Annotated in this window: 20 protein-coding genes and 1 pseudogene; 7 read left to right on the plus strand and 14 right to left on the minus strand. The window is 59.6% G+C overall.

Annotation, left to right across the window (positions count from 1 at the left end):
• Window positions 1-133 precede the first annotated feature (133 nt).
• From AB4N73_RS15335 to AB4N73_RS15355, 5 genes are all read right to left on the minus strand, one after another.
• Window positions 134-880 (minus strand): YebC/PmpR family DNA-binding transcriptional regulator, encoded by a 747-nt coding sequence (locus AB4N73_RS15335; protein WP_024014089.1) that lies wholly within the window; start codon window positions 878-880, stop codon window positions 134-136.
• Window positions 881-999: 119 nt separating this feature from the next.
• A complete protein-coding gene (aspS, locus tag AB4N73_RS15340) occupies window positions 1,000-2,775 on the minus strand; it encodes an aspartate--tRNA ligase (RefSeq protein ID WP_460142264.1) in 1,776 nt (591 codons plus the stop codon).
• A 98-nt stretch (window positions 2,776-2,873) separates the two neighbouring features.
• Complete coding sequence (locus tag AB4N73_RS15345; RefSeq protein ID WP_016773499.1) at window positions 2,874-3,095, minus strand: FmdB family zinc ribbon protein; 222 nt, start codon at window positions 3,093-3,095, stop codon at window positions 2,874-2,876.
• 130 nt (window positions 3,096-3,225) lie between these two features.
• The gene (locus AB4N73_RS15350) at window positions 3,226-3,564 is read right to left on the minus strand and encodes a ribbon-helix-helix domain-containing protein (protein WP_024014091.1); all 339 of its coding nucleotides are present in this window, start codon (window positions 3,562-3,564) and stop codon (window positions 3,226-3,228) included.
• Between the two features lie 181 nt (window positions 3,565-3,745).
• Window positions 3,746-4,216 (minus strand): Dps family protein, encoded by a 471-nt coding sequence (locus AB4N73_RS15355; protein ID WP_460142265.1) that lies wholly within the window; start codon window positions 4,214-4,216, stop codon window positions 3,746-3,748.
• 311 nt (window positions 4,217-4,527) lie between these two features.
• Between AB4N73_RS15355 and AB4N73_RS15360 the strand changes: the two genes are divergently transcribed.
• Window positions 4,528-5,130: a cold-shock protein gene (locus AB4N73_RS15360; RefSeq protein ID WP_016773496.1), complete on the plus strand. Its 603-nt coding sequence runs from the start codon at window positions 4,528-4,530 to the stop codon at window positions 5,128-5,130.
• Window positions 5,131-5,192: 62 nt separating this feature from the next.
• Here AB4N73_RS15360 and AB4N73_RS15365 read toward each other — a convergent pair whose 3' ends face one another.
• Both AB4N73_RS15365 and AB4N73_RS15370 read right to left on the minus strand, forming a co-directional pair.
• The gene (locus AB4N73_RS15365) at window positions 5,193-5,399 is read right to left on the minus strand and encodes a SlyX family protein (protein ID WP_041479795.1); all 207 of its coding nucleotides are present in this window, start codon (window positions 5,397-5,399) and stop codon (window positions 5,193-5,195) included.
• A gap of 3 nt (window positions 5,400-5,402) precedes the next feature.
• Entirely contained in the window at window positions 5,403-5,828 is a 426-nt protein-coding gene (locus AB4N73_RS15370; protein WP_236168320.1) for an HIT family protein, read from the minus strand.
• 891 nt (window positions 5,829-6,719) lie between these two features.
• On the opposite strand from AB4N73_RS15370, the gene AB4N73_RS15375 reads away from it, so the two are divergent.
• Window positions 6,720-7,991: an OprD family porin gene (locus AB4N73_RS15375; RefSeq protein ID WP_071173364.1), complete on the plus strand. Its 1,272-nt coding sequence runs from the start codon at window positions 6,720-6,722 to the stop codon at window positions 7,989-7,991.
• 225 nt (window positions 7,992-8,216) lie between these two features.
• On the opposite strand, the gene AB4N73_RS15380 is transcribed toward AB4N73_RS15375, so the two are convergent.
• Both AB4N73_RS15380 and AB4N73_RS15385 read right to left on the minus strand, forming a co-directional pair.
• Entirely contained in the window at window positions 8,217-9,059 is an 843-nt protein-coding gene (locus AB4N73_RS15380; RefSeq protein ID WP_016773492.1) for a mechanosensitive ion channel family protein, read from the minus strand.
• 151 nt (window positions 9,060-9,210) lie between these two features.
• A complete protein-coding gene (locus AB4N73_RS15385; protein WP_016773491.1) occupies window positions 9,211-9,696 on the minus strand; it encodes a YajQ family cyclic di-GMP-binding protein in 486 nt (161 codons plus the stop codon).
• A 140-nt stretch (window positions 9,697-9,836) separates the two neighbouring features.
• On the opposite strand from AB4N73_RS15385, the gene AB4N73_RS15390 reads away from it, so the two are divergent.
• From AB4N73_RS15390 to AB4N73_RS15400, 3 genes are read left to right on the plus strand one after another with little or no spacing between them, the layout of a single operon-like run.
• A complete protein-coding gene (locus tag AB4N73_RS15390) occupies window positions 9,837-10,754 on the plus strand; it encodes a putative 2-dehydropantoate 2-reductase (RefSeq protein WP_460142266.1) in 918 nt (305 codons plus the stop codon).
• Between the two features lie 45 nt (window positions 10,755-10,799).
• Entirely contained in the window at window positions 10,800-12,836 is a 2,037-nt protein-coding gene (locus AB4N73_RS15395; protein WP_076563949.1) for a sensor histidine kinase, read from the plus strand.
• Between the two features lie 3 nt (window positions 12,837-12,839).
• Window positions 12,840-13,424 carry a cob(I)yrinic acid a,c-diamide adenosyltransferase gene (locus AB4N73_RS15400; protein ID WP_460142267.1) on the plus strand — a complete coding sequence of 195 codons (585 nt, stop codon included), beginning with the start codon at window positions 12,840-12,842 and terminating at the stop codon, window positions 13,422-13,424.
• 113 nt (window positions 13,425-13,537) lie between these two features.
• On the opposite strand, the gene AB4N73_RS15405 is transcribed toward AB4N73_RS15400, so the two are convergent.
• The 4 genes from AB4N73_RS15405 to secA form a co-directional block, all read right to left on the minus strand.
• Complete coding sequence (locus AB4N73_RS15405) at window positions 13,538-14,485, minus strand: Nudix family hydrolase (RefSeq protein ID WP_460058953.1); 948 nt, start codon at window positions 14,483-14,485, stop codon at window positions 13,538-13,540.
• Entirely contained in the window at window positions 14,482-15,114 is a 633-nt protein-coding gene (locus AB4N73_RS15410; protein ID WP_016773486.1) for a glutathione S-transferase family protein, read from the minus strand. Before AB4N73_RS15410 ends, AB4N73_RS15405 begins: the two co-directional genes overlap by 4 nt.
• A gap of 180 nt (window positions 15,115-15,294) precedes the next feature.
• Window positions 15,295-16,512 (minus strand): bifunctional glutamate N-acetyltransferase/amino-acid acetyltransferase ArgJ, encoded by a 1,218-nt coding sequence (gene argJ / locus AB4N73_RS15415; protein WP_460142268.1) that lies wholly within the window; start codon window positions 16,510-16,512, stop codon window positions 15,295-15,297.
• A gap of 122 nt (window positions 16,513-16,634) precedes the next feature.
• Complete coding sequence (secA, locus tag AB4N73_RS15420) at window positions 16,635-19,376, minus strand: preprotein translocase subunit SecA (protein WP_038861039.1); 2,742 nt, start codon at window positions 19,374-19,376, stop codon at window positions 16,635-16,637.
• Window positions 19,377-19,685: 309 nt separating this feature from the next.
• On the opposite strand from secA, the gene AB4N73_RS15425 reads away from it, so the two are divergent.
• Window positions 19,686-20,141: a DUF721 domain-containing protein gene (locus AB4N73_RS15425; protein ID WP_095181464.1), complete on the plus strand. Its 456-nt coding sequence runs from the start codon at window positions 19,686-19,688 to the stop codon at window positions 20,139-20,141.
• 90 nt (window positions 20,142-20,231) lie between these two features.
• Here the strand turns inward: AB4N73_RS15425 and AB4N73_RS15430 are convergent, their stop codons facing one another.
• The gene (locus AB4N73_RS15430; protein WP_460142269.1) at window positions 20,232-21,719 is read right to left on the minus strand and encodes a helicase HerA-like domain-containing protein; all 1,488 of its coding nucleotides are present in this window, start codon (window positions 21,717-21,719) and stop codon (window positions 20,232-20,234) included.
• Window positions 21,720-21,905: 186 nt separating this feature from the next.
• On the opposite strand from AB4N73_RS15430, the pseudogene AB4N73_RS15435 reads away from it, so the two are divergent.
• Window positions 21,906-22,937 (plus strand): annotated as a pseudogene (locus AB4N73_RS15435) (HAMP domain-containing protein); the annotation flags it as partial.
• Window positions 22,938-22,967: the final 30 nt, after the last annotated feature.

Below are 22,967 nucleotides of genomic sequence, written 5' to 3' on the forward strand. Positions count from 1 at the left end.
GATTTACCTGACAGCCAATAGCAAATGTGGGAGCGAGCCTGCTCGCGAAGGCGGTATGTCAGCAGATACAGGTGCTGAATGACACACCGCTTTCGCGAGCAGGCTCGCTCCCACAAGGAAGACTAGTCGCTTATCAGCCAAGCTGAGCGGCGACGTCTTCCGGGATGTCCGCGTTGGAGTAGACGTTCTGCACGTCATCCAGGTCCTCAAGCATATCGATCAGCTTGAGCACCTTCTCCGCACCTTCCAGATCCAGCTCGGCGCTGGTGGTCGGCTGCATGACGATTTCCGCGTCGTCGCCCTTGAACCCGGCCGCTTCCAGCGCGTTGCGCACCGCATAGAAACCGGTGAACGAGGTGAACACGTCGATCGAACCGTCTTCGTGGGTGACCACGTCATCGGCATCGGCTTCCAGTGCCGCTTCGGTCAGTGCGTCTTCATCGACGCCCGGAGCGAAGCTGATCTGGCCCTTGCGCTCGAACAGATACGCCACCGAACCATCGGTGCCGAGGTTGCCGCCACACTTGCTGAACGCGTGACGCACAGCCGCCGCAGTGCGGTTGCGATTGTCGGTCATGCACTCGACCATCACCGCCACACCGCCCGGGCCGTAACCTTCGTAGGTCAGTTCTTCAACGTTGTCCGCTTCAGTGGCGCCGGCACCGCGCGCAACGGCACGGTCGATGATGTCGCGGCTCATGTTGGCGCTCAACGCCTTGTCCAGAGCCAGACGCAGACGCGGGTTGGAACCCGGATCACCGCCACCCTGACGGGCCGCAACGGTCAGTTCACGGATCCACTTGGTGAAGATCTTGCCCCTCTTGGCATCCTGACGTTCTTTGCGGTGCTTGATGTTTGCCCACTTGGAATGACCTGCCATAACTTGCTCCGAATGCTCTTTGAAACCTTGCCCGCCCCGCCGAGGCAGCGGCCGGCAATTGAAAAATTCGACCTGAGAAAGAAAAAAGGCGCATCCGAAGATGCGCCTTCAGGCCCGTCTTACTCAGCCTTTGGCGTTTCGCGCAGGCGAATGTGCAGCTCGCGCAATGCCTTGGCATCCACTACGCCCGGAGCCTGCGTCATCACGTCGGCAGCACTCTGGGTTTTCGGGAAGGCGATCACTTCACGGATCGACTGGGCGCCGGTCATCAGCATCACCAGACGGTCCAGACCGAAGGCCAGACCACCGTGCGGCGGTGCGCCGTACTTCAGCGCGTCGAGCAGGAAGCCGAACTTCTCTTCCTGTTCCGCTTCGTTGATGCCCAGCAGGCGGAATACCGCTTGCTGCATTTCCTTGCGATGGATACGGATCGAACCGCCGCCCAGCTCGGTGCCGTTCAAGACCATGTCGTACGCACGGGACAGTGCGCCGGCCGGGTTGGCTTCGAGCTCCTGCGGGGTGCACTTCGGTGCAGTGAACGGGTGGTGCAGCGCCGAGAAGCTGCCGTCGTCGTTCTCTTCGAACATCGGGAAGTCGACGACCCACATTGGCGCCCACTCGCAGGTCAGCAGCTTCAGGTCGTGACCGAGTTTGATACGCAGCGCGCCCAGGGCTTCGCTGACGATCTTGGCCTTGTCGGCACCGAAGAACACGATATCGCCATCGACTGCGCCAACGCGATCGAGGATCACGTTGAGCTTGTCTTCCGGGATGTTCTTCACGATCGGCGATTGCAGACCTTCAACACCGGCGGCACGCTCGTTGACCTTGATGTACGCCAGGCCCTTGGCACCGTAGATGCCGACGAACTTGGTGTAGTCGTCGATCTGCTTGCGCGGCATGCTCGCCCCGCCTGGAACACGCAGTGCGGCGATGCGGCACTTCGGATCGTTGGCCGGGCCGCTGAACACCTTGAAGTCGACTTCTTTCAACTGGTCGGCAACGTCAACCAGTTCCAGCGGAATACGCAGGTCCGGCTTGTCCGAACCGTAGCGGCGCATGGCTTCTTCGAAGGTCATGTGCGGGAATTCGCCGAACTCCAGGTTCAGCACTTCCTTGAACAGGTTGCGGATCATCTGCTCGGTCAGGCCCATGATCTCTTTTTCATCGAGGAAGCTGGTCTCGATGTCGATCTGGGTGAATTCCGGCTGACGGTCGGCACGCAGGTCTTCGTCACGGAAGCACTTGGCGATCTGGTAGTAACGGTCGAAGCCGGCGACCATCAGCAGTTGCTTGAACAGCTGCGGCGATTGCGGCAGGGCGAAGAACGAACCGGCGTGGGTACGGCTCGGCACCAGATAGTCACGCGCACCTTCCGGAGTGGCCCGGGTCAGGATCGGCGTTTCGACGTCGAGGAAGCCGTTCTCGTCGAGGAAGCGACGGATGCTGGTGGTCATGCGCGAACGCAGGCGCAGCTTCTCGGCCATTTCCGGACGACGCAGGTCGAGGAAGCGATAGCGCAGGCGGATTTCTTCGCCGACGTCGGAGAACTCGTTGAGCGGGAACGGCGGGGTTTCCGACTCGTTCAGCACTTCCAGTTCATAACCCAGCACTTCGATCATGCCCGAGGCCATGTTGGCGTTGGTCGCGCCGGCCGGACGCAGACGCACCTTGCCGGTGATCTTCACGACGTATTCGCTGCGCACGCGGTCGGCGGCGGCGAAGCTCTCGGCGCGATCCGGATCGAACACCACCTGAGCCAGACCATCACGATCACGGATATCGAGGAAAATCACCCCGCCGTGGTCGCGGCGACGGTGAACCCATCCGCAAAGGGTAATTTCCTGGCCTTCCAGGCTTTCGTTCAGTTGGCCGCAATAGTGGCTGCGCATCATGGTGTGGTTCGCTTCTCGTAATTCGAAATTCGGTGGAGATCCCGCCGCCATCAAGCAAGGCGGAAACTCACGCGTGTCGTTCGTTCAGGGTCGGAACCCTAGTCAGCTTTGTCGCCACCGGCCAGATTCTTCTTGGCTCCGGTCTTGAAGTCGGTCTCGTACCAACCGTTGCCGCTGAGGCGAAAACCCGGCATGGACAGCTGCTTCTTCAGTTCGGGCGCCTGGCAGGCAGGGCAATCGACCAACGGTGCGTCGCTGATCTTCTGAATGGCTTCCAACTGATGACCACAGGAAGCACATTGGTAATCGTACATTGGCATGGAGGTGTCTCGGCGATCAGATTGCTGCCGCGCGCAGGGCTTTGCGGCGAAAGCGCGGGATTATATCGATTAAATGCGGGCTGTGCAGCCGTAACGCTGCACAGCCCGCAACCTCGTTGCAACCGCCGTTTCAGCGCGAAACTGCGGGTGCGAGATCTTTGATCCCGTTCATGACGCAAACCACCCGCACCAGCGCACTGAAATTTTTCACTCCGCCGTAACGCAGATGCACCTCACGATCAACGTGGGATAGCAGTGTGCTGATCGAGCAATGATTGTCCTCGGCCATGCCGCCGAGAATATTCCAGTAGACCTGCTCGAGGCGCAGGCAGGTCGCAAAACCGTTGAGGCGAATTGATCGCGACAGCGGCCGGATCAGATTCATGTCGAACTCGCTGACAAACGGATCGACCTTTATTACGTGCCGCGAAGCCGACATCCTGTCGCTTCGCCTGTCTCCTTCTACCATAGCGTTGACACTCCTTTGCCATGACTGCTGATTTATAAGGCAACATCCTGCTCCTTCATAAAAACCCAGTGACAAAGTTAGCGCCATACGACTTGTTGACCAGCCTCGTAGGATAAGCCAACGACAACGGTAAGAGTCTGGAGAGCATGCGGACGACCTCACGCCGTCCGCAGCGCCTGGATCATTCCTCGAGCAGTGCGCGCAGCATCCACGCAGTTTTCTCGTGCACTTGCATGCGCTGGGTCAGCAGGTCAGCGGTGGGCTCGTCGCTGACCTTGTCCAGCAGCGGGAAGATACCGCGCGCGGTACGAGTCACCGCTTCCTGGCCTTCGACCAGTTGCTTGATCATGTCTTTGGCACTTGGCACGCCGACCTCTTCTTTAATAGAAGAAAGACGGGCATAGGTCGCGTAGGCACCCGGCGCCGGGAAACCCAGTGCGCGAATGCGCTCGGCGATCAAATCGACGGCCAGCGACAGCTCGTTGTATTGCTCTTCGAACATCAGGTGCAACGTGCGAAACATCGGGCCGGTGACGTTCCAGTGGAAGCTATGGGTTTTCAGATACAGCACGTAGGTGTCCGACAGCAGTCGCGACAGCCCTTCGACGATGGATTTGCGGTCTTCTTCACTGATACCGATATCAATTGCCATGCTTGCCCCCTAACAGTGATTGAATTCATCCAGCAGGTTCGGTCCCACTGTAGCAAGGCAAGAGCCGGCTCGCAGCTATGAATCCGTGGTCAGACTGCGACAAATCGACCGTTTCTCTGCCGCTGGCCGGGCTGATTTGAGTAGCCGCAGGCTTTGCTGTTAAATAGGCAGTGTGTCGCCATGCCCTATTTTCCGGGGTGTTGCGCATAGGCTGATGCCGTGTACGTGTCCACCGCCTCTTATTTTGTCCTGAAGCGAACCGTGCGCCTTCAGCTCTTCCTTGTGAGCCGTCATAACGTGAGCCAATCAAAATGTTGAAAATCGTCCACCTGCTAATGGGCGCAGCAGCCTTGCTGCTGTCGTTCATACCCAGCCTGAAAGCCGAAGCCGTTCCTTACCTGCAACAGCCCGATGCACTTTACCTGGCCTTTTTCGGCCTGCTGAACCTGGTCATCGCTCCAGTGATTCCTTACTGGAACAAAGGCCCGCGCCAGCATCTGCAAAATCTGGTCAGCGCCCTTCTGGTACTGACTGTCGTCCTGCAAACTTTGACCCTGATCGCGCCGATGCCGGTCATCGCTGGCCAGCCGGCGGTGTTGTTCAGCCTGGTGATCGCCCTGGTTGCCGTGCTGCTGCATCTGGCCGTGAGCTTCTACAAATCGTCACCGGCCGCTGCGCCGACTACCTATGACATGAGCAATCGCGATACCGGCACCGTGAAGTGGTTCAACACTTCCAAGGGTTTCGGGTTTATCTCCCGGGATTCCGGCGATGATATTTTCGTGCACTTTCGCGCCATCCGTGGCGAAGGCCATCGGGTTCTGGTCGAAGGCCAGCGCGTCGAGTTCTCGGTGATGAACCGCGACAAAGGCCTGCAAGCCGAGGACGTGATCGCCGCCCTGCCGCGTCGCTGATCCAAAGTAAAAAACCGCGAACAGCCTGACTGTTCGCGGTTTTTTTATGCCTGCCGAATGGCTCAATAATGCGGCGGCGGTGCATCTTCCTCAAAAGCACCGAACTGCCCGACCATTTCTTCGTGACGCTTGATCAGCGCTTCCATCTGCAATTGCAGGCGCTCGATGACTTTCTGCTGGGCCACCAGCACATCGTTCAAAGCCTGAATGGTGTCATCCTGAAAGGCCAGACGGCTTTCCAGATCGGTTACGCGTCCCTCAAGGCTCATGACTCAGCCCTCCAAAAAAGTGAATTCATCGGTCAGCACCAGACGCAAGCGTTCGCGAATGGCCGCTACCTGTTCTGCGTTGTACGGCCTGGCCGGATGCTTGCCCCAGACCGGCGCCGGCCATGCCGCATCGTCACGCTTACGCACGATCACATGCATATGTAACTGGCTGACAACGTTACCCAGGGTTGCCACGTTCAGCTTGTCCGCGTCGAACGAATCCTTGAGCAACTCGGCGAGGGTGGTGGTTTCCTGCCACAGTTGCTGCTGATCGGCGACATCCAACTGAAACAACTCGCTTATATCCTCGCGACGAGGTACCAGGATGAACCAAGGGTAATTGCTGTCGTTGGACAGCAACAGCCGGCACAACGGAAAGTCGCCGATGACCAGGGCGTCCTGTTGAAGTCGTGAATCCAAAGCAAACACTGTGAGCACTCCCGCTGATCCTCTAACTCAGCTTAGCGGCGGCCCATTCGAAGCAGCGCGCCAAGCGACAGAACGGCAGCATACCTGCGAATGCAGCGAGCTTCACGCCGCTGCCAGCAGTAAATCGTCAGGCGCTCCGACATGAAACATTTATCCCGGCCGCGCACCAACACAGGCCCCGACATGAGCCTTGACGTGAAGAGCTGCACGAAAATCCTTGATCTGCCGTACCTCAGGTCAGTCGCCGCCAGATTGCCCAAGGCTGGATTCATGATTTTTTTGCACCAAAACTGCACAACACGTCTACGCTCAGTGGGTCGGGCATCCGCCAAATACTCAATGCGGGGTGAACCGGTAACGTTTTTGGTTGTCCTGCGCGGCTTTGGTGCGTTGCAACACCATTGGGGGATCGTCGTCAAGCCCGTAACAAAACAGCCCCGAGACCCCGTTTTCACAAGGTTTTCACATCTGCGAGCGGCCCATAGAAAAATAACCGCAGCGTTTTCGCGGTTTGTGCACGCTTGTTGCATTAGTAACCGTATGGACTATAAGCGCACCACTGGAAGTGGTCGCTTGAAGCCAATAAAAACAGTGGCAGGGTTGCCCGATGGAGATTCAAGTGTTTTGCCAGGGACTCTTTTTTAGCGATGCAAAAAAGGCCCGGAAACAGCGATAAAGTTGTCAGTCCGGCTGCATCGGTACTGTGAATTTGCGACATCCAGCGCTCCTTTTGCGACAACGCCGTAAAGAAGCTGAAAGGTTGATTTCGCAAGTATCGCCAACAATGTCGGCGTGATATAAGTTTGCGCCGACACAAAAAGAAAGAGCCGCCCAGATAATAAAACAGGTGGGACGGCAGTACTCTTCTAAAAACCAAAGGAGCAAATCACGATGCGCGTGATGAAGTGGAGCATGATCGCCCTGGCTGTTGCAGCAGGCACCTCGCAGTTCGCAATGGCGTCTTCTCAAGATGAATCGAAAGGTTTTGTTGAAGACAGCAGCTTCAGCGTCAAGACTCGCATGCTGTATATGAACCGTGATTTCAAGAACGAAAACCTGAAAAGCAGCCCGTCGGGTGAGCGCCAGGGCTATCGTGAAGAAACCGGTATTGGCATGCATGCCATTTACGAGTCCGGCTTCACCCAAGGCACCATCGGTGTAGGTGTAGACGCTTTCGGTCTTGGCTCCATCAAGCTGGACACTGGACGCGGCCGCACTGGCAACGGTCTGTTCGCTCCCGATAGCGACGGCAGAGCTGAAGACACTCAGTCGAAAAGCGGTGGAGCAGTCAAGTTCCGTCTTTCCGACACTGTCCTGAAATACGGTAACCAGTTTGTCGCCAGCCCGGTTTTTTCCACCGACGACAGCCGCTTGCTGCCTGAGACCGCTACCGGCACCATGCTCGTATCCAAAGAGATCCCGGGCCTGGAACTGAGCGCAGGTCGCTTTACCGCGCTGAGCGCGCAAAGCCAGATGGGTCGTGACTCCATCGTTGAAGGTGGCCTGAAATCCGCTGACATCGCCGGTGCTACCTATCAGTTCACCGACAGTTTTGTCGCCGGTGTTGCAGCATCCGACGTGGAAGACCACTTCAAGAAGCAATACGTCAATCTGAACTACACCCTGCCGATCAACGACGAACAGTCGCTGAACTTCGATTTCAACGGGTACAAGAGCAAGAGCCAGGGTCAAGACCTGTCCGGCGACATCGACAACCGCATCTGGTCCCTTAGCGCTGCTTACAGCATCGGCGCGCACAAATTCACCCTCGCCCACCAGCGCTCCAGCGGTGACACCGGTTACGTGTACGGCGTGGACGGCGGCGGCACGATCTTCCTCGCCAACTCCGTGCAGTACTCTGACTTCAACGGTGCAGACGAGCGTTCGTGGCAGGGCCGTTATGACCTGAACATGGCTACCTTCGGCGTACCTGGTCTGAGCTTCATGACCCGTTACATCAAAGGTGACAACATCAGCACCGGCGCTGAAGAGGGCAAAGAGCACGAACTGGACTTCGAATCCAAATACGTTATGCAAAACGGTCCAGCGAAAGACTTGTCTTTCCGCCTGCGTAGCGCCTGGTATCGCTCCAACACTTCTTATAACGGTGGTGATAACAACGACCTGCGTTTGATCGTTGAATATCCACTGAGCATCCTGTAATAAGGTTGCGAAGCTGACGTACTGTAGAGCTTTGCTCTAACAAAACCGCCCTCCTGAATCAGGAGGGCGGTTTTTTTATGGATGAATAACTGATCAAACAGAAAAAACATTAGCCAGCTACTTATTAGCCAGCATAGTTTTATCGCGCCGATAAAAAACCCGAGAGTGCACACACTGCTCGGGTTTTATATTAGTTGCTGACTGCCAAACCAACTTCAAAGACGCTTACTGCGTGGCAGATTCCTGCACTACGCGTATAACCCGCTGTGGAAACGGAATATCAATCCCGGCAGCCTTCAAACGATCTCGCGCCTGTTCATTGAACATGAACATCACATCCCAATAGTCCGCAGTTTTAACCCATACGCGCAGGGAAACAGTGATCGAACTGTCGCCCAATGTCGAAATCACTGCCTGTGGCTCCGGGTCCTGCATGACGCGGGGATCCTTGGCCAGATCCAGCAATACCTGACGGGCCTTCTGCAGATCCGCTTCGTAATCCACGCCCACATCGAACACGACTTTGCGGGTTGGCTGGCGGTTGGTGTTGGTGATGATGCCGTTCGACAGGTTGCCGTTGGGCAGGATGATGGTCTTGTTGTCGCCGGTACGCAGCACGGTGTGGAAAATCTGGATGCTGTCGACGGTACCCGCTACACCTTGGGCTTCGATCCAGTCACCGATACGGAACGGGCGGAACAACAGAATCAGCACGCCGCCAGCGAAGTTCGCCAGGCTGCCCTGCAAGGCCAAGCCAATCGCCAGACCCGCAGCACCGATAGCCGCGACGAACGAGGTGGTTTCGACGCCGATCATCGACGCGACGCTGACAATCAGCAGCACCTTGAGAATGATGTTGGCCAGGCTGCTGATAAAGCCTTGCAGCGCCAGATCGGCATTGCGCAGAGCCAGCAGACCGCCGAGTTTCTGCGTGACCTTGTTGATCAGCCACCAGCCGATGGCCAGGGTAATCACTGCCAGCAACACGCGGCTGCCGTACTCCATGATCATCGGGATCCACGCCTGGGACGCCTTGACCAGGTGGTCCACTTCCGCATTCAAATCCATGTTCTATCTCCTGATTTCCGGCTTCCCGGGGTGTATTCAAAACAACTGTGGGAGCGAGCCTGCTCGCGAAAGCGCTGTGTCATTCAGCAATAAATTGACTGACACATTGCATTCGCGAGCAGGCTCGCTCCCACACAGTCACAAAACAAGCTTAGTCGCGGAAGTTGTTGAACTGCAGCGGCATGCCGAATTCCTTGGCACGCAGGGCCGCGATCGCTTCCTGCAAGTCGTCGCGCTTCTTGCCGGTCACACGCACCTGCTCGCCCTGAATGGCGGCCTGGACCTTGAGCTTGGCTTCCTTGATGTGGCCGACGATTTTCTTTGCCAGCTCTTTGTCGATGCCTTCCTTGAGGATGGCGTCCTGCTTCATCAGTTTGCCCGAAGCGTAAGCATCCTTGACCTCAAGGCACTGCACGTCGATCTTGCGCTTGGTCAGCGCCAGCTTGAGGATTTCGATCATCGCTTCGAGCTGGAAAGCGGCTTCGGCGGTAAGGCTTACGGTCAGGTCCTTTTCCTTGAACTCGAAGCTGCCCTTGCCTTTCAGGTCATAACGACGATCGAGTTCCTTCACGGCGTTCTCGACCGCGTTGGTGAGTTCGTGTTTGTCCAGTTCGGATACCACGTCGAACGACGGCATGTAATCTCTCCAATAAAAAGGCGCGCTCGATGTGGATGGAGCGCGCTTGGCTTGCGGTTAAAATCGGGCTCATTATAACGGGTCTTTTCCTACCGATACGGCGAGCCGCACATGCCTGCAAGCAATCGAGCAAAAAACTGATGTCGACCACCTGGCACGTACTCGGCGCCGGCAGCCTCGGCACACTCTGGGCGACACGTCTGGCCCGGGCCGGCTTGCCTGTGCAACTGATCCTGCGCGATGCCGCGCGTTTGCACAGCTACGAGGCAGTGGGTGGCTTGACCCTGGTAGAAAACGGACAAGCTCACACCTATGCAGTTCCCGGCGAAACCCCGGACAGCCCCGAGCCAATTCGCCGTTTACTGGTCGCGTGCAAGGCCTATGACGCCGAAAAGGCCGTCGCCCGCCTCGCTTCACGCCTCGCGCCAGACGCCGAACTGATCCTCCTGCAAAACGGCCTTGGCAGTCAGGACGCCGTCGCCGCGCGGGTGCCACAGGCGCGCTGCATCAGTGCCTCCAGCACCGAGGGCGCGTTTCGTGATGGCGATTGGCGCGTGGTGTTTGCCGGTCACGGTTTCAACTGGCTGGGCGATGGCGCAAATCCGCTGGCGCCGGTCTGGCTGGACGAGCTGCAAGCGGCGAACATTCCCAATGAATGGAGCGCTGACATCCTCACCCGCCTGTGGCGCAAACTGGCGCTGAACTGCGCGATCAACCCGCTGACCGTGCTCCACGATTGCCGCAACGGCGGGCTGAGCGAGCATCACTGCGAAGTTGCCACACTCTGCGCCGAATTGACCGAACTGCTCGAACGCGGCGGCCAGCCGGCTGCGGCGGAAAACCTGCAAGCGGAAGTCGAACGAGTGATCCACGCCACCGCCGCCAATTACTCTTCGATGTATCAGGACGTCGCCAACCAGCGCCGCACCGAGATCAGCTATCTGTTGGGCCACGCCTGCAAAGTCGCCGAGCGCCATCAGTTGTATCTGCCGCATCTGCACCAGTTGCAGCAACGTTTGGTGGCGCATCTGCACAAGCGTGGATTGCCCAGCGACTGAGCAGCCGCTAGGCTGACGACTTGTTCCCCTGCTGCGATAAACCTGATGCCATTGCGCCAGCGCCTTGAAAACCTGCCGGTCGGCCAGAAACTGCTGGCGGCCCTGCTGGTGTTGTTGACCACGGTTCTGCTGGTCGCCAACCTGACCTTTATCAGCGCCGCCTATTACATTTCCCAGGAAAGCATGGCGCCACAGGCCTTGCAGACCATCGGCCGGCTGATCGCCAACCCGAGTCTGGTCAGCGATGCGCTGGAGTCGCCGCGCAGCGCCGAGCGCCTGCTCAAGGAACTCGACAGTTATTCACCGCTGCGCGCCGCCGCCCTGTACGACGGCAAGGGTGAACGCCTGGCGCAAGTGCAGCGCGGCGAGAAACTCAGCCTCCCCGAGCGCTACCGCCATGTCGAAGCCTGGCAACTCACCGAGTTTCGCAGCAATCAACTGATCACCCTGCCCCGCCCCGGCGCCGCACCTGGGCATCTGTTGCTGGTGGCCAGCAGCGAACTGCCGATGGCGTTCTACACCGGCACCCTGACCGCCAGCCTCGGCATCCTGATCTTCAGCGTCTTGCTGTGGCTGGTGATTGCCCGGCAGATCAAACGTCTGATTACCCGGCCGATTCATCAGCTTGAGGAATTGTCCCGGCAGGTCACCCGCGAAGAGAACTACGCCCTGCGCGCCGCACGCGGCAACCATGACGAAATCGGCAGTCTGGCCGAGGCGTTCAACACCATGCTCTCGCGCATCGAAGCCCGCGAGCAGCAGCTCAAGCGTGCCCGCGACGACTCGCAGGCCGCTTACGATCAGGCGCAGGGCCTGGCCGAGGAAACCCGCCACACCAACCGCAAGCTGGAGCTGGAAGTCCAGGTGCGCAGCAAGATCGAAAAGAAACTCACCGGCTTCCAGAATTACCTCAACAGCATCATCGACTCGATGCCCTCGGCGCTGATCGCCCTCGACGAGCAGCTTTACGTTACCCAGTGGAACCAGGAGGCCAGCGCGCTCTCCGGCACGCGCCTGGACGAGGCTTTGAACCAGCCGATCTTCCTCGCCTTCGAACCGCTCAAGCCGTTTTTGCCGCAGCTCAAGGCCACTGTCGAACAGCACACCGTGGCAAAAGTCGACCGGGTGACCTGGTTCAAGGACGATGAACCCAAGCATTATGCGCTAACGTTTTATCCGCTGATGGGCGGTGCCGGGCGCGGCGTGGTGATCCGTATCGATGACATCACTCAGCGTCTGTCGCTGGAAGAAATGATGGTGCAGTCGGAGAAGATGCTCTCGGTCGGTGGCCTCGCGGCCGGCATGGCCCACGAAATCAACAACCCGCTCGGCGCGATCCTGCACAACGTGCAGAACATTCGCCGGCGTCTGTCGGCGGATCTGCCGAAGAACATCGAAACTGCCGAACAACTGGGCATCGAACTGGACACGGTGAACCGCTACCTGCAAGGCCGCGAAGTCCCGCAACTGCTCGACGGCATTCAACAGGCCGGCGCCCGCGCGGCGAAAATCGTCACGCACATGCTCAGCTTCAGCCGCCGCAGCACCCGGCAAATGGCGCCGTGCGATCTGCCGGCGCTGATCGATCAAGCCGTGGAAATCGCCGGTAACGACTTCGATCTGGCCATCGGTTTCGACTTCAAGGGCCAGGCGATCATCCGCCAGTTCGACCCGGCCCTGGGTCCAGTGCCGGGCACCGCCAACGAACTGGAACAGGTGCTGCTCAATCTGTTGAAAAATGCCGCGCAGGCGATTCATCAGCGCGAAGACGACAGCGAGCCGGGCCGGATCATTTTGCGTACCAGACTCAATCCGCCGTGGGCCGAGATTCAGGTCGAGGACAACGGCATCGGCATGAGCGAGAACGTGCGCAAGCGCACTTTCGAGCCGTTCTTTACCACCAAGGAAATCGGCCAGGGCACCGGCCTTGGACTGTCGGTGTCGTACTTCATCATCACCAACAATCACAAAGGCCAGATGGAAGTGCAGTCGGCGCCCGGCCAAGGCACCTGTTTCACGCTGCGTCTGCCGCTGGTGCAGCCTGCGCCGTTGACCACCGAAACCAATTCACTACCGAGGTAACCCATGGGCTTTCGCTTGTCGAAGATCTACACCCGTACCGGCGACAAAGGCGAAACCGGCCTCGGTGACGGCCGTCGCGTCCCCAAGGATCACCCGCGCATCGAGGCGATCGGCGAGGTCGATACGCTGAACAGTCAGGTCGGCGTGTTGCTCGCCGGTTTGCTCGCCGAGCGCGAATTGCATCCGGCGCTGAATGAAATCATCGAAGTGTTGGCGCCTTGTCAGCATCGCCTGTTCGACCTCGGTGGCGAACTGGCGATGCCTGAATACCAGGCGTTGAACGAGGCCGAAATCGAGCGGCTGGAAGCGGCCATCGATGTGTGGAATGAAGAGCTGGGGCCGCTGGAAAACTTCATCTTGCCGGGTGGTTCGATGTTGATTGCGCAGGCACATGTCTGCCGCAGTCTGGCGCGCAGTGCCGAGCGGCGCTGTCAGCATTTGAATGCGCTGGAGCCGTTGGCCGGGGTTGGCCTGGCGTATATCAATCGGCTGTCGGATTTGCTGTTTGTTGTGGCGCGGTTGATTGCGCGGCGGCAGGGGGTGGCGGAGATTTTGTGGCAGCCGGCGGCGAAACCTGAAGGAAAGTAGCGCCTGTCAGGGCGCCTTCGCGAGCAGGCTCGCTCCCACATTTGACTGCATTCTGACTGGAGAAATGCAATCCACTGTGGGAGCGAGCCTGCTCGCGAAGAGGTCGGTAGCCCTTACACTGGATCAGGCCAGAACGCCCGAATCCCCGCGACACCCTGAGCCCCAGTACCCCAAGCCTTCTCGCGCTCCGCCGGCCCTACTCCACCGAGCAGAAACACCGGTTTACTGAAACCGTCAATCAACGCCTGTGCCTGCTCCCACCCCAACGGCTGCGCATCCGGGTGCGTCAACGTCGGCTGCACCGGCGACAGAGTGACGAAATCAACGCCCATCTGCTCGGCCAGCGCCAGTTCTTCGGCGTCATGGCAGGACGCCGCGAGCCAGCGCTCAGCCGGCAACGGACGTCCTGCCGCTGCGTATTTACGCAGTTGGGCAGCGGTGATGTGCCATCCGGCAGACGGGAAATCACCGAGCCATTCGAACGGCCCTTTGATCATCAACTGCGCCTTGCCGGCGCACAGGCCCACCGCATCCACCGCCAGATCCCGGTATTTCGGGTCGTAGCCGTTGGGTGCGCGCAGCTGGATCAGTTTGATGCCTCCGGCAATCGCTTTCTGGATGCCGCGCAACAAGGCCGGGCCTTCCAGATCCTCGGGAGTGATCAAGTATTCGGCAGGCAAGCGCGCCGCCGCGACGATCGGCTGATTGGCCGCCGGAAACTCATAGTCAATCAATTCCCTGGCAGTGACCCAGGCCAGTGGCTGGCCTTCCGCACCGTGGGGTTCGCCACTGAACGCCGAGACTTCCCAGACATCCAGCAACACCTGTTTGTCCGGGTAATCGTGGCGAACCTTGATCAGCGGCCGCGCAGCATCAACGATGATGCCCAGCTCTTCGTGCAGCTCGCGAGCCAGTGCCGACTCGACCGATTCGTCAGCCTCGACCTTGCCACCGGGAAATTCCCACAAGCCGCCCTGGTGTTGAGTGTCGGCACGGCGGGCGATCAGAATTTTGCCGGCGCCGTCACGAATGACGGCAGCGGCGACGTGGACGCGTTTCACGGGTTCAATTCCTCCAGTCCAGCCTTTTGCCACGCTTTGAAGGCGGGCCATTGGTAGACGGTTTCAACATAGGCTTCGTCGACCGCCGGCAGCTTCACCTGATAGGTGCGCAAGCGCACGGCGATCGGCGCGAAAAAGGCATCGGCAAGGCTGACACGACCGAACAGGTACGGCCCCTCTTCCGTCGCTGCCGCGCGGCATTCGGCCCACAGCGCGAGCATGCGTTCGATATCGACCTTCACTTCTGGCGGCACCGGGTTGAGCGGTGCGTCCTGGCTCAGGTTGAACGGCATGTGGTTACGCATGGCGAAGAAGCCGCTGTGCATTTGTGCGCAGGCCGAGCGGGCCTGGGCGCGGGCGAAGGTATCGCTCGGCCAGAGTTGCTCGGACGGAAACTGTTCGGCGAGGTACTCAGCAATGGCCAGCGAATCGGCGATGGTGCCACGGGTGGTTTGCAGCAGCGGCACCTTGCCGGTCGGCGAGTGCTTGAGCAGGCGCTCGCGGGTGTCGGGTTTGCCGAGCTTGATCAGCTCTTCGCTGTAGGGTGCGCCGGTCAGGTCCAGCGCCAGTGCCGCACGCAGGGACCAGGAGGAAAGCAGTTTGTCGCCGATGATCAGGTGCAGGGACATGGTGTGGCGCCTTTTCGTCAGGGAAACAATCCAGAATGTCTGGCGTCTGGTCGTCCGTCATCGCGGGCAAGCCCGCTCCCACAGGTTTTGGTGGTGTACACGGCATTTGTGAACGACCGCAATCACTGTGGGAGCGGGCTTGCCCGCGAAGAGGCCGGCAGCCCACTCCCACACCTTGAATCAAGTACGGTATTCAGCGTTGATCTTCACGTACTCATGCGACAGGTCGGTGGTCCAGATGGTTTCGCTGCAATCGCCGCGACCCAGTTCGATGCGGATGGTGATTTCTTCCTGCTGCATCACTGCCGAGCCCTGGGCTTCAGTGTAGGTCGCGGCGCGGGCGCCACGGCTGGCGATGCACACGTCGCCGAGGAACACGTCGATCTTGCTCACGTCCAGATCCGGCACGCCGGCACGACCCACGGCAGCGAGGATACGGCCCCAGTTCGGGTCAGAGGCGAACAGCGCGGTCTTGATCAGCGGCGAGTGGGCCACGGTGTAACCGACGTCCAGGCATTCCTGATGATTGCCGCCGCCATTCACTTCAACGGTAACGAATTTGGTCGCGCCTTCGCCGTCACGCACGATGGCCTGGGCGACGTCCATGCACACTTCGAACACCGCTTGTTTCAGCTTGGCGAACGGCTCGCCTTCAGCGCGAGTGATCTCGGGCAGCGCGGCCTTGCCTGTAGCGATCAGCATGCAGCAGTCGTTGGTCGAGGTGTCGCCGTCGATGGTGATGCGGTTGAACGACTTGTTGGCGCCGTCGAGCATCAGGTTGTGCAGCACCTCGCGGGAGACTTTGGCGTCGGTGGCGATGTAACCCAGCATGGTCGCCATGTTCGGGCGAATCATGCCGGCGCCTTTGCTGATGCCGGTGACAGTGATGGTCACGCCGTCATGCTCGAACTGGCGGCTGGCGCCCTTGGGCAGGGTGTCGGTGGTCATGATCCCGGTGGCCGCGGCTTCCCAGTTGTTCTCCGACAGATCATCCAGCGCGGCTTGCAGTGCGCCTTCGATCTTCTCGACCGGCAGCGGCTCGCCGATCACGCCAGTGGAGTACGGCAGAATCTGGCTGGCATCGACGCCGGTCAGCTCAGCCAATTTAGCGGTGGTGCGCTCGGCAGCCGCCAAGCCAGGCTCGCCGGTACCGGCGTTGGCATTGCCGGTATTGGTCAGCAAGTAACGCACAGCATTGTGCACGCGCTTTTTCGCCAGGATCACCGGCGCGGCGCAGAACGCGTTCAGGGTGAACACGCCAGCCACGGTCGAACCTTCAGCACAGCGCATCACTACCACATCCTTGCGCCCCGGGCGCTTGATGCCGGCCGAGGCGATACCGAGTTCAAAACCGGCAACCGGGTGCAACGTTGGCAAAGGACCAAGACCAACAGCCATGAATGCGCTCCTTACTCAATGATGTCAGCACCGCCACGGGAAAGGACGGTGGGATAAATGGCAAAACGCCGCGACGGCAGGAGCCGGTCGCGGCGCGGGGTGTTCAGCGATTGAAACGGGTTTTACTGGATCTGCCCGTGGCAATGCTTGTATTTCTTGCCCGAACCGCAGTAGCACAGTTCGTTGCGGCCCAGCTTCTGCTCGTTGCGCACCGGGGCAGCGGCGGTGGCCAGTGCCACATCGACCTCCTCACCCAGCGCTTCCGGCTGATCCAGGCCAGGCGCTTCGGCGTGCTCGAACTGCATGCGCGCCGCCAGTGCTTCGGCTTCCTGACGCAGGCGTTGCTCTTCGGCTTCCGGATCTTCGCGACGCACCTGAACATGCGAGAGCACGCGGATCGAGTCGCGCTTGATCGAATCGAGGAGCTCGGAGAACAGTGTGAAGGATTCGCGCTTGTATTCCTGCTTCGGGTTCTTCTGCGCATAGCCACGCAAGTGAATGCCGTGACGCAGGTGATCCATGGTCGACAGATGATCTTTCCACAGGTCGTCGAGTACGCGCAGGACGATCTGCTTCTCGAACGAGCGCAGCGCCTCGGCACCGGCCTGGTCTTCTTTCTCGTTGTACGCCGCCATCAGCTCGGTCATGAGCTTCTCGCGCAGGGTTTCTTCGTACAGGTGATCGTCTTCGTCGAGCCATTGCTGGATCGGCAGTTTCACGCCGAAATCGCTTTCGATCGACGCTTCCAGACCGGCCACGTCCCACTGCTCTGGCAGCGATTGCGGCGGAATGTGCGCGCTGACGGTAGCGTTGAGCACGTCCTGACGGAAGTCGGCGATGGTCTCACCGATGTTGTCAGCGGCCAGCAACGTGTTACGCATGTGATAGATCACTTTACGCTGTTCGTTGTTGACGTCGTCGAACTCGAGCAGTTGCTTACGGATGTCGAAGTTGCGGCCTTCAACCTTGCGCTGCGCCTTCTCGATCGCGTTGGTCACCATACGGTGCTCGATCGCTTCGCCCGGCTGCATGCCCAGGGCTTTCATGAAGTTCTTCACCCGGTCGGAGGCGAAGATGCGCATCAGGCTGTCTTCCAGCGACAGGTAGAAGCGGCTCGAACCGGCATCGCCCTGACGGCCGGCACGGCCACGCAGCTGGTTGTCGATACGGCGCGATTCGTGACGCTCGGAAGCAATTACCTGCAAGCCGCCGGACTCCAGCACTTGCTGGTGACGCTTCTGCCAGTCGGCCTTGATCTGCGCGATCTGCTCAGGAGTCGGGTTCTCCAGCGAAGCGACTTCCACTTCCCAGTTGCCGCCCAACAGGATGTCGGTACCACGACCGGCCATGTTGGTGGCGATGGTCAGCGCACCCGGACGACCGGCCTGAGCGATGATTTCAGCTTCTTTTTCGTGGAACTTGGCGTTCAGAACCTTGTGTTCGATGCCTTCTTTGACGAGCAATTCGGACATGTGCTCGGACGTCTCGATGGTCGCGGTACCCACCAGCACCGGACGACCGGCGGCCATGCTTTCCTTGATGTCCGCGACGATCGCCGCGTATTTCTCTTCGGCGGTGAGGAACACCAGGTCGTTGTAGTCTTTACGCGCCAACGGCTTGTTCGGCGGGATGACCATGACTTCCAGACCATAGATCTGGTGAAATTCGAACGCTTCGGTATCGGCGGTACCGGTCATGCCGGACAGCTTGGTGTACAGACGGAAGTAGTTCTGGAAGGTGGTCGAGGCCAGGGTCTGGCTCTCGGCCTGAATGTTCAGGCCTTCCTTGGCTTCGATGGCCTGGTGCAGGCCTTCGGACAGACGACGACCCGGCATGGTACGACCGGTGTGTTCGTCGACCAGTACGACCTGACCGTCCTGCACGATGTATTCAATGTTGCGATTGAACAGCTTGTGCGCACGCAGACCGGCGTAGACGTGGGTCAGCAGGCCAAGGTTGTGCGCCGAGTACAGGCTTTCGCCTTCGGCCAGCAGGCCGACGCGGGTGAGCATTTCTTCGATGAACTGGTGACCGGCTTCGTTGAGTTCGACCTGACGGGTCTTTTCGTCAACGGTGTAGTGGCCGGCCTTGGTGACCTGGCCTTCGACTTCCTCGACGTGCAGTTCCAGCTGCGGGATCAGTTTGTTGATCTCCATGTACAGCTTGGAGCTGTCCTCGGCCTGACCGGAAATGATCAGCGGAGTACGCGCTTCGTCGATGAGGATGGAGTCGACTTCGTCGATCACGGCAAAGTTGAGTTCGCGCTGGAATTTTTCATCCATGCTGAACGCCATGTTGTCGCGCAGGTAGTCGAAACCGAATTCGTTGTTGGTGCCGTAGGTGATGTCGGCAGCGTAGGCGGCACGCTTTTCTTCCGGCGGCTGGAACGGCGTCACGACGCCGACAGTCAGGCCGAGGAATTCATACAGCGGACGCATCCAGTTGGCGTCACGGCGGGCCAGGTAGTCGTTCACGGTCACAACGTGCACGCCCTTGCCGGACAGTGCGTTGAGGTAAACACCCAGGGTGGCCACGAGGGTCTTGCCCTCACCGGTGCGCATTTCGGCAATCTTGCCTTCGTGCAGAGTCATGCCGCCGACGAGTTGCACGTCGAAGTGGCGCATGCCCATCACACGCTTGCCGGCCTCGCGGGCTACGGCGAAGGCTTCAGGCAACAGCTTGTCGAGGGTTTCCCCTTTGGCGATACGGGCCTTGAACTCGGCGGTCTTGGCGCGCAATTGATCGTCCGAAAGGGCCACCATTTGCTCTTCGAAGGCATTGACGAGCTGCACCGTCTTGAGCATGCGTTTGACTTCACGCTCGTTCTTGCTTCCAAAAAGTTTCTTTAACAAAGGCGCAAACATATCGGCAGGATCTTCCACACTAAAGGGATGGAGGGCGGCCCCGTGAGTCGCCCGTGCAGCCCTCATGGCCGCATGCGAACGAGCATTCTACCCGGAAACGGTGGTGAGGAAAGTGGCGATGTTCCACGATGCTGGCACTGCGCTTTGACGGGGCTCACTTAAAATAGGGGCGTTTTGCTCAACTTCAACCCGTCGGGGGAAAGAAGTCAGGCGTTGATTTAATGAGCAAATCAGGGACAAAAGCAATGGCCCAGAGGTTCCGCAGCTTTCTGCTACCATGGCGCCTCTGTGACTTTCAGGTGTTCGATCATGGCGTTTCGCCCTCTTACGGCCAGAGCACCCGCCGTTCTGCTACGCGAAGCCAAACCGCTCAAAGCCATCCTCGGCCATGCCCAGCGCCTGGAGCATTTGCAGCGCCTGCTCGAAAGCCAGTTGCAGCCGGCCGCCCGCGAGCATTGCCGGGTGGCCAAATGGCGCGAAGGCGAGCTGTCGCTGGTGGTCACTGACGGTCACTGGGCGACGCGCCTGCGCTATCAGCAGAAACGCCTGCAACGGCAACTGCAACTGTTCGAAGAGTTCGCCAACCTGACGCGGATCAAATTCAGCGTGCGCCCGCCGATCGTGCAGCATCGGGCAGTTGGGCACTCGATGGATCTGTCCAGCAGTGCGGCAGAGACGATTCAGTCGACGGCCGACGGGATCAGCGATCCGGGATTGCGCGCGGCGCTGGAGCGGCTGGCGGCGCATGCCAAGGGGAAAGCCTGAAGCAAAATCAAAAGATCGCAGCCTTCGGCAGCTCCTACAGAATGAATGCATTTCAACTGTAGGAGCTGCCGAAGGCTGCGATCTTTGCTTTTAGCGGCGCTTGCTGCCGCCGAGCAGCGACCCCATCAACCCGCGCACCAACTGCTTGCCAAGGTTATTGGCCGCCTGGCGCATCGCCGATTTCAGCGCCTGCCCTGCCGCCGTGCCGAGGAATTCGCCAGCGCGGTCAGCCAGGCTCGGCTCTTCGGCCGCAGCTTTGCCCGCTGGTGTTTCAGCCTCGGGCGCCAGTCCTTTGCGTCCCATCAGGATTTCATAGGCCGATTCGCGATCGATCGGCTTGTCATAACGGCCCTTGAACGGCGAGCCGGCGATCAGCACGGTGCGCTCGGTTTCAGTCAGCGGGCCGATCCGCGATTGCGGCGGTGCCACCAGCACGCGCTGGACCATTTCCGGCGGGCCCTTCTCGGTCAGCGTGCCGACCAGCGCCTCACCAATACCTAACTCAGTCAGCACCGACAGACTGTCGAACGCCGGATTCGGCCGAAAGCCATCCGCAACCGCACGCAGGGATTTCTGCTCTTTGGCGGTGAACGCACGCAGGCCGTGTTGAATGCGCAAGCCCAACTGCGCCAGCACGTCATCCGGCAAGTCCGCTGGCGACTGGGTGACGAAATACACGCCAACGCCTTTGGAACGAATCAAGCGCACCACTTGCTCAAGCCGTTCCTGCAGAGCTTTGGGCGTGTCGCCGAACAGTAAGTGCGCCTCGTCGAAAAACAGCGCCAGCAGCGGTTTGTCGGCGTCGCCGCGCTCGGGCAGTTGCTCGAACAACTCGGCCAGCAGCCACAGCAGGAACGTTGCGTAAACCTTCGGCGCCTCGTGCACCAGCCGACTGGCATCGAGCAGATGGATACGTCCACGGCCATCGGCGCCCGGTTGCAGAATGTCTTCGAGTTGCAGCGCCGGCTCGCCGAACAGGGCTTCGGCGCCCTGCTGTTCCAGCGTCGCCAACCGGCGCAGCAGCGCCTGGCTGGAACCGGTGGTCATCAGCGCGGCGTCTTCGCCGAGCAACTGTGGATTGTCCTTGAGGTGATTGAGCAGCGCTTTCAGATCCTTGAGATCCAGCAGCAACAGCCCTTCGCGATCCGCCACCTTGAAGGCCGCGTACAGCGCCGACTGCTGACTGTCGGTCAGCTCGAGCAGGCTGCCGATCAGTAGCGGACCCATTTCGCTCAGCGTGGTGCGCAGCGGATGTCCGGATTCACCGTGGATGTCCCACAGCGTGACGGGATAAGCCTGCGGCGTGTGACCAAGCCAGGGCATGCCGGCGATGCGCTCGGCCACCTTGCCCTGCGGGTTGCCGGCAGCACCGAGGCCGCACAGGTCGCCCTTGATGTCGGCAGCGAACACTGCCACACCGGCGTCGCTGAACGCTTCGGCCAGGCGCTGCAACGTCACGGTTTTACCGGTGCCGGTGGCGCCGGCGATCAGGCCGTGGCGGTTGGCCAGGCGCATGGCCTGAGCGATGGGTTGCGCGGCCGGATCAGCGCCGATAACGAGTTGCGAGGAGTCAGGCATTTTCTCACCCAATGGTTAATCTTTGATGACACATGGCCGATACATAAATTGGACAGACCCGCCAGAAAACCGGGTCGGACATTTCCCTAAGGAGAGCCGGAAATATCAATTTTTCAACCTTGCCCATAGTGCGCGTCTCTATCAAAGCACGCCCAGGACATTAAGACCTTAGCGGAACCCCAAGCCATGAACAAAAACCTGCGCTTCAGCCATAAGATTTTGCTTGCCGCCGCTCTCATCGTCATTGCCGCTTTTGCCTCGTTCACGTTGTACAACGACTGGCTGCAGCGCAATGCGATCCGCGATGATCTGAACAACTACCTCAATGAAATGGGCGAGGTCACCGCCGGCAACATCCAGACCTGGCTCAGCGGGCGCATTCTGCTGATCGAGAACGCCGCGCAGAACATCGCCATCAACCCGGAACCTGCCACGGTCGCCAGCCTGCTGGAACAGAAAAGCCTGACCTCGACGTTCATGGCCACCTACCTGGGCGATGCCACTGGCCACTTCACCATCCGCCCGGACGTGAAGATGCCGGACGGTTTCGATCCGCGCGTGCGCCCTTGGTATAAAGGTGCCGAAAGCAGCAGCACGTCGACCCTGACCGAACCCTACATCGATGCGGCCACCGGCCAGTTGATCATTTCCATCGCCACCGCGTCGAAAAAGGCCGGGCAGAGCGTCGGCGTGGTCGGCGGCGACCTCAGCCTGCAATCGCTGATCGACACCCTCGCCGCGCGGGATTTCGACGGCATGGGCTATGCGTTTCTGATCAGCGCTGACGGCAAGATCCTCGTCCACCCGGACAAGGCCCTGGTAATGAAGTCGCTCAAAGAAGCCTACCCACAAGACACGCCGCGCATCAGCAGCGATTTCAGCGAAGTGAGCGTCGACGGCAAAACCCGCATCGTCACCTTCGCCCCGATCAAGGGCCTGCCGTCGGTGAACTGGTACATCGGTCTGTCGATCGATAAAGACCAGGCCTACGCGATGCTCAGCGAATTCCGCACCTCAGCGGTAATCGCAACCATCATTGCCGTGGTAATCATCATTGCCCTGCTCGGCATGCTCATCCGCCTGCTGATCCAGCCGCTGCACGTGATGACCCGCGCCATGGAAGACATCGCCGACGGCGAAGGCGACCTGACCAAACGCCTGAACATCGTCAATAACGATGAATTCGGCATCCTCGGCACCGCATTCAACCGCTTCGTCGAGCGTATTCACGGTTCGATCCGCGAAGTG

The sequence above is a fragment of the Pseudomonas sp. S3_B08 genome (genome assembly GCF_054667725.1).

What these genes read in the sequence shown, in the direction of transcription:
- AB4N73_RS15335 (WP_024014089.1), bottom strand. Translation starts at nt 880, where the DNA reads ATGGCAGGTCATTCCAAGTGGGCAAACATCAAGCACCGCAAAGAACGT.
- aspS (WP_460142264.1), bottom strand. Translation starts at nt 2,775, where the DNA reads ATGATGCGCAGCCACTATTGCGGCCAACTGAACGAAAGCCTGGAAGGC.
- AB4N73_RS15345 (WP_016773499.1), bottom strand. Translation starts at nt 3,095, where the DNA reads ATGCCAATGTACGATTACCAATGTGCTTCCTGTGGTCATCAGTTGGAA.
- AB4N73_RS15350 (WP_024014091.1), bottom strand. Translation starts at nt 3,564, where the DNA reads ATGGTAGAAGGAGACAGGCGAAGCGACAGGATGTCGGCTTCGCGGCAC.
- AB4N73_RS15355 (WP_460142265.1), bottom strand. Translation starts at nt 4,216, where the DNA reads ATGGCAATTGATATCGGTATCAGTGAAGAAGACCGCAAATCCATCGTC.
- AB4N73_RS15360 (WP_016773496.1), top strand. Translation starts at nt 4,528, where the DNA reads ATGTTGAAAATCGTCCACCTGCTAATGGGCGCAGCAGCCTTGCTGCTG.
- AB4N73_RS15365 (WP_041479795.1), bottom strand. Translation starts at nt 5,399, where the DNA reads ATGAGCCTTGAGGGACGCGTAACCGATCTGGAAAGCCGTCTGGCCTTT.
- AB4N73_RS15375 (WP_071173364.1), top strand. Translation starts at nt 6,720, where the DNA reads ATGCGCGTGATGAAGTGGAGCATGATCGCCCTGGCTGTTGCAGCAGGC.
- AB4N73_RS15380 (WP_016773492.1), bottom strand. Translation starts at nt 9,059, where the DNA reads ATGGATTTGAATGCGGAAGTGGACCACCTGGTCAAGGCGTCCCAGGCG.
- AB4N73_RS15385 (WP_016773491.1), bottom strand. Translation starts at nt 9,696, where the DNA reads ATGCCGTCGTTCGACGTGGTATCCGAACTGGACAAACACGAACTCACC.
- AB4N73_RS15390 (WP_460142266.1), top strand. Translation starts at nt 9,837, where the DNA reads ATGTCGACCACCTGGCACGTACTCGGCGCCGGCAGCCTCGGCACACTC.
- AB4N73_RS15395 (WP_076563949.1), top strand. Translation starts at nt 10,800, where the DNA reads ATGCCATTGCGCCAGCGCCTTGAAAACCTGCCGGTCGGCCAGAAACTG.
- AB4N73_RS15400 (WP_460142267.1), top strand. Translation starts at nt 12,840, where the DNA reads ATGGGCTTTCGCTTGTCGAAGATCTACACCCGTACCGGCGACAAAGGC.
- AB4N73_RS15410 (WP_016773486.1), bottom strand. Translation starts at nt 15,114, where the DNA reads ATGTCCCTGCACCTGATCATCGGCGACAAACTGCTTTCCTCCTGGTCC.
- argJ (WP_460142268.1), bottom strand. Translation starts at nt 16,512, where the DNA reads ATGGCTGTTGGTCTTGGTCCTTTGCCAACGTTGCACCCGGTTGCCGGT.
- secA (WP_038861039.1), bottom strand. Translation starts at nt 19,376, where the DNA reads ATGTTTGCGCCTTTGTTAAAGAAACTTTTTGGAAGCAAGAACGAGCGT.
- AB4N73_RS15425 (WP_095181464.1), top strand. Translation starts at nt 19,686, where the DNA reads ATGGCGTTTCGCCCTCTTACGGCCAGAGCACCCGCCGTTCTGCTACGC.
- AB4N73_RS15430 (WP_460142269.1), bottom strand. Translation starts at nt 21,719, where the DNA reads ATGCCTGACTCCTCGCAACTCGTTATCGGCGCTGATCCGGCCGCGCAA.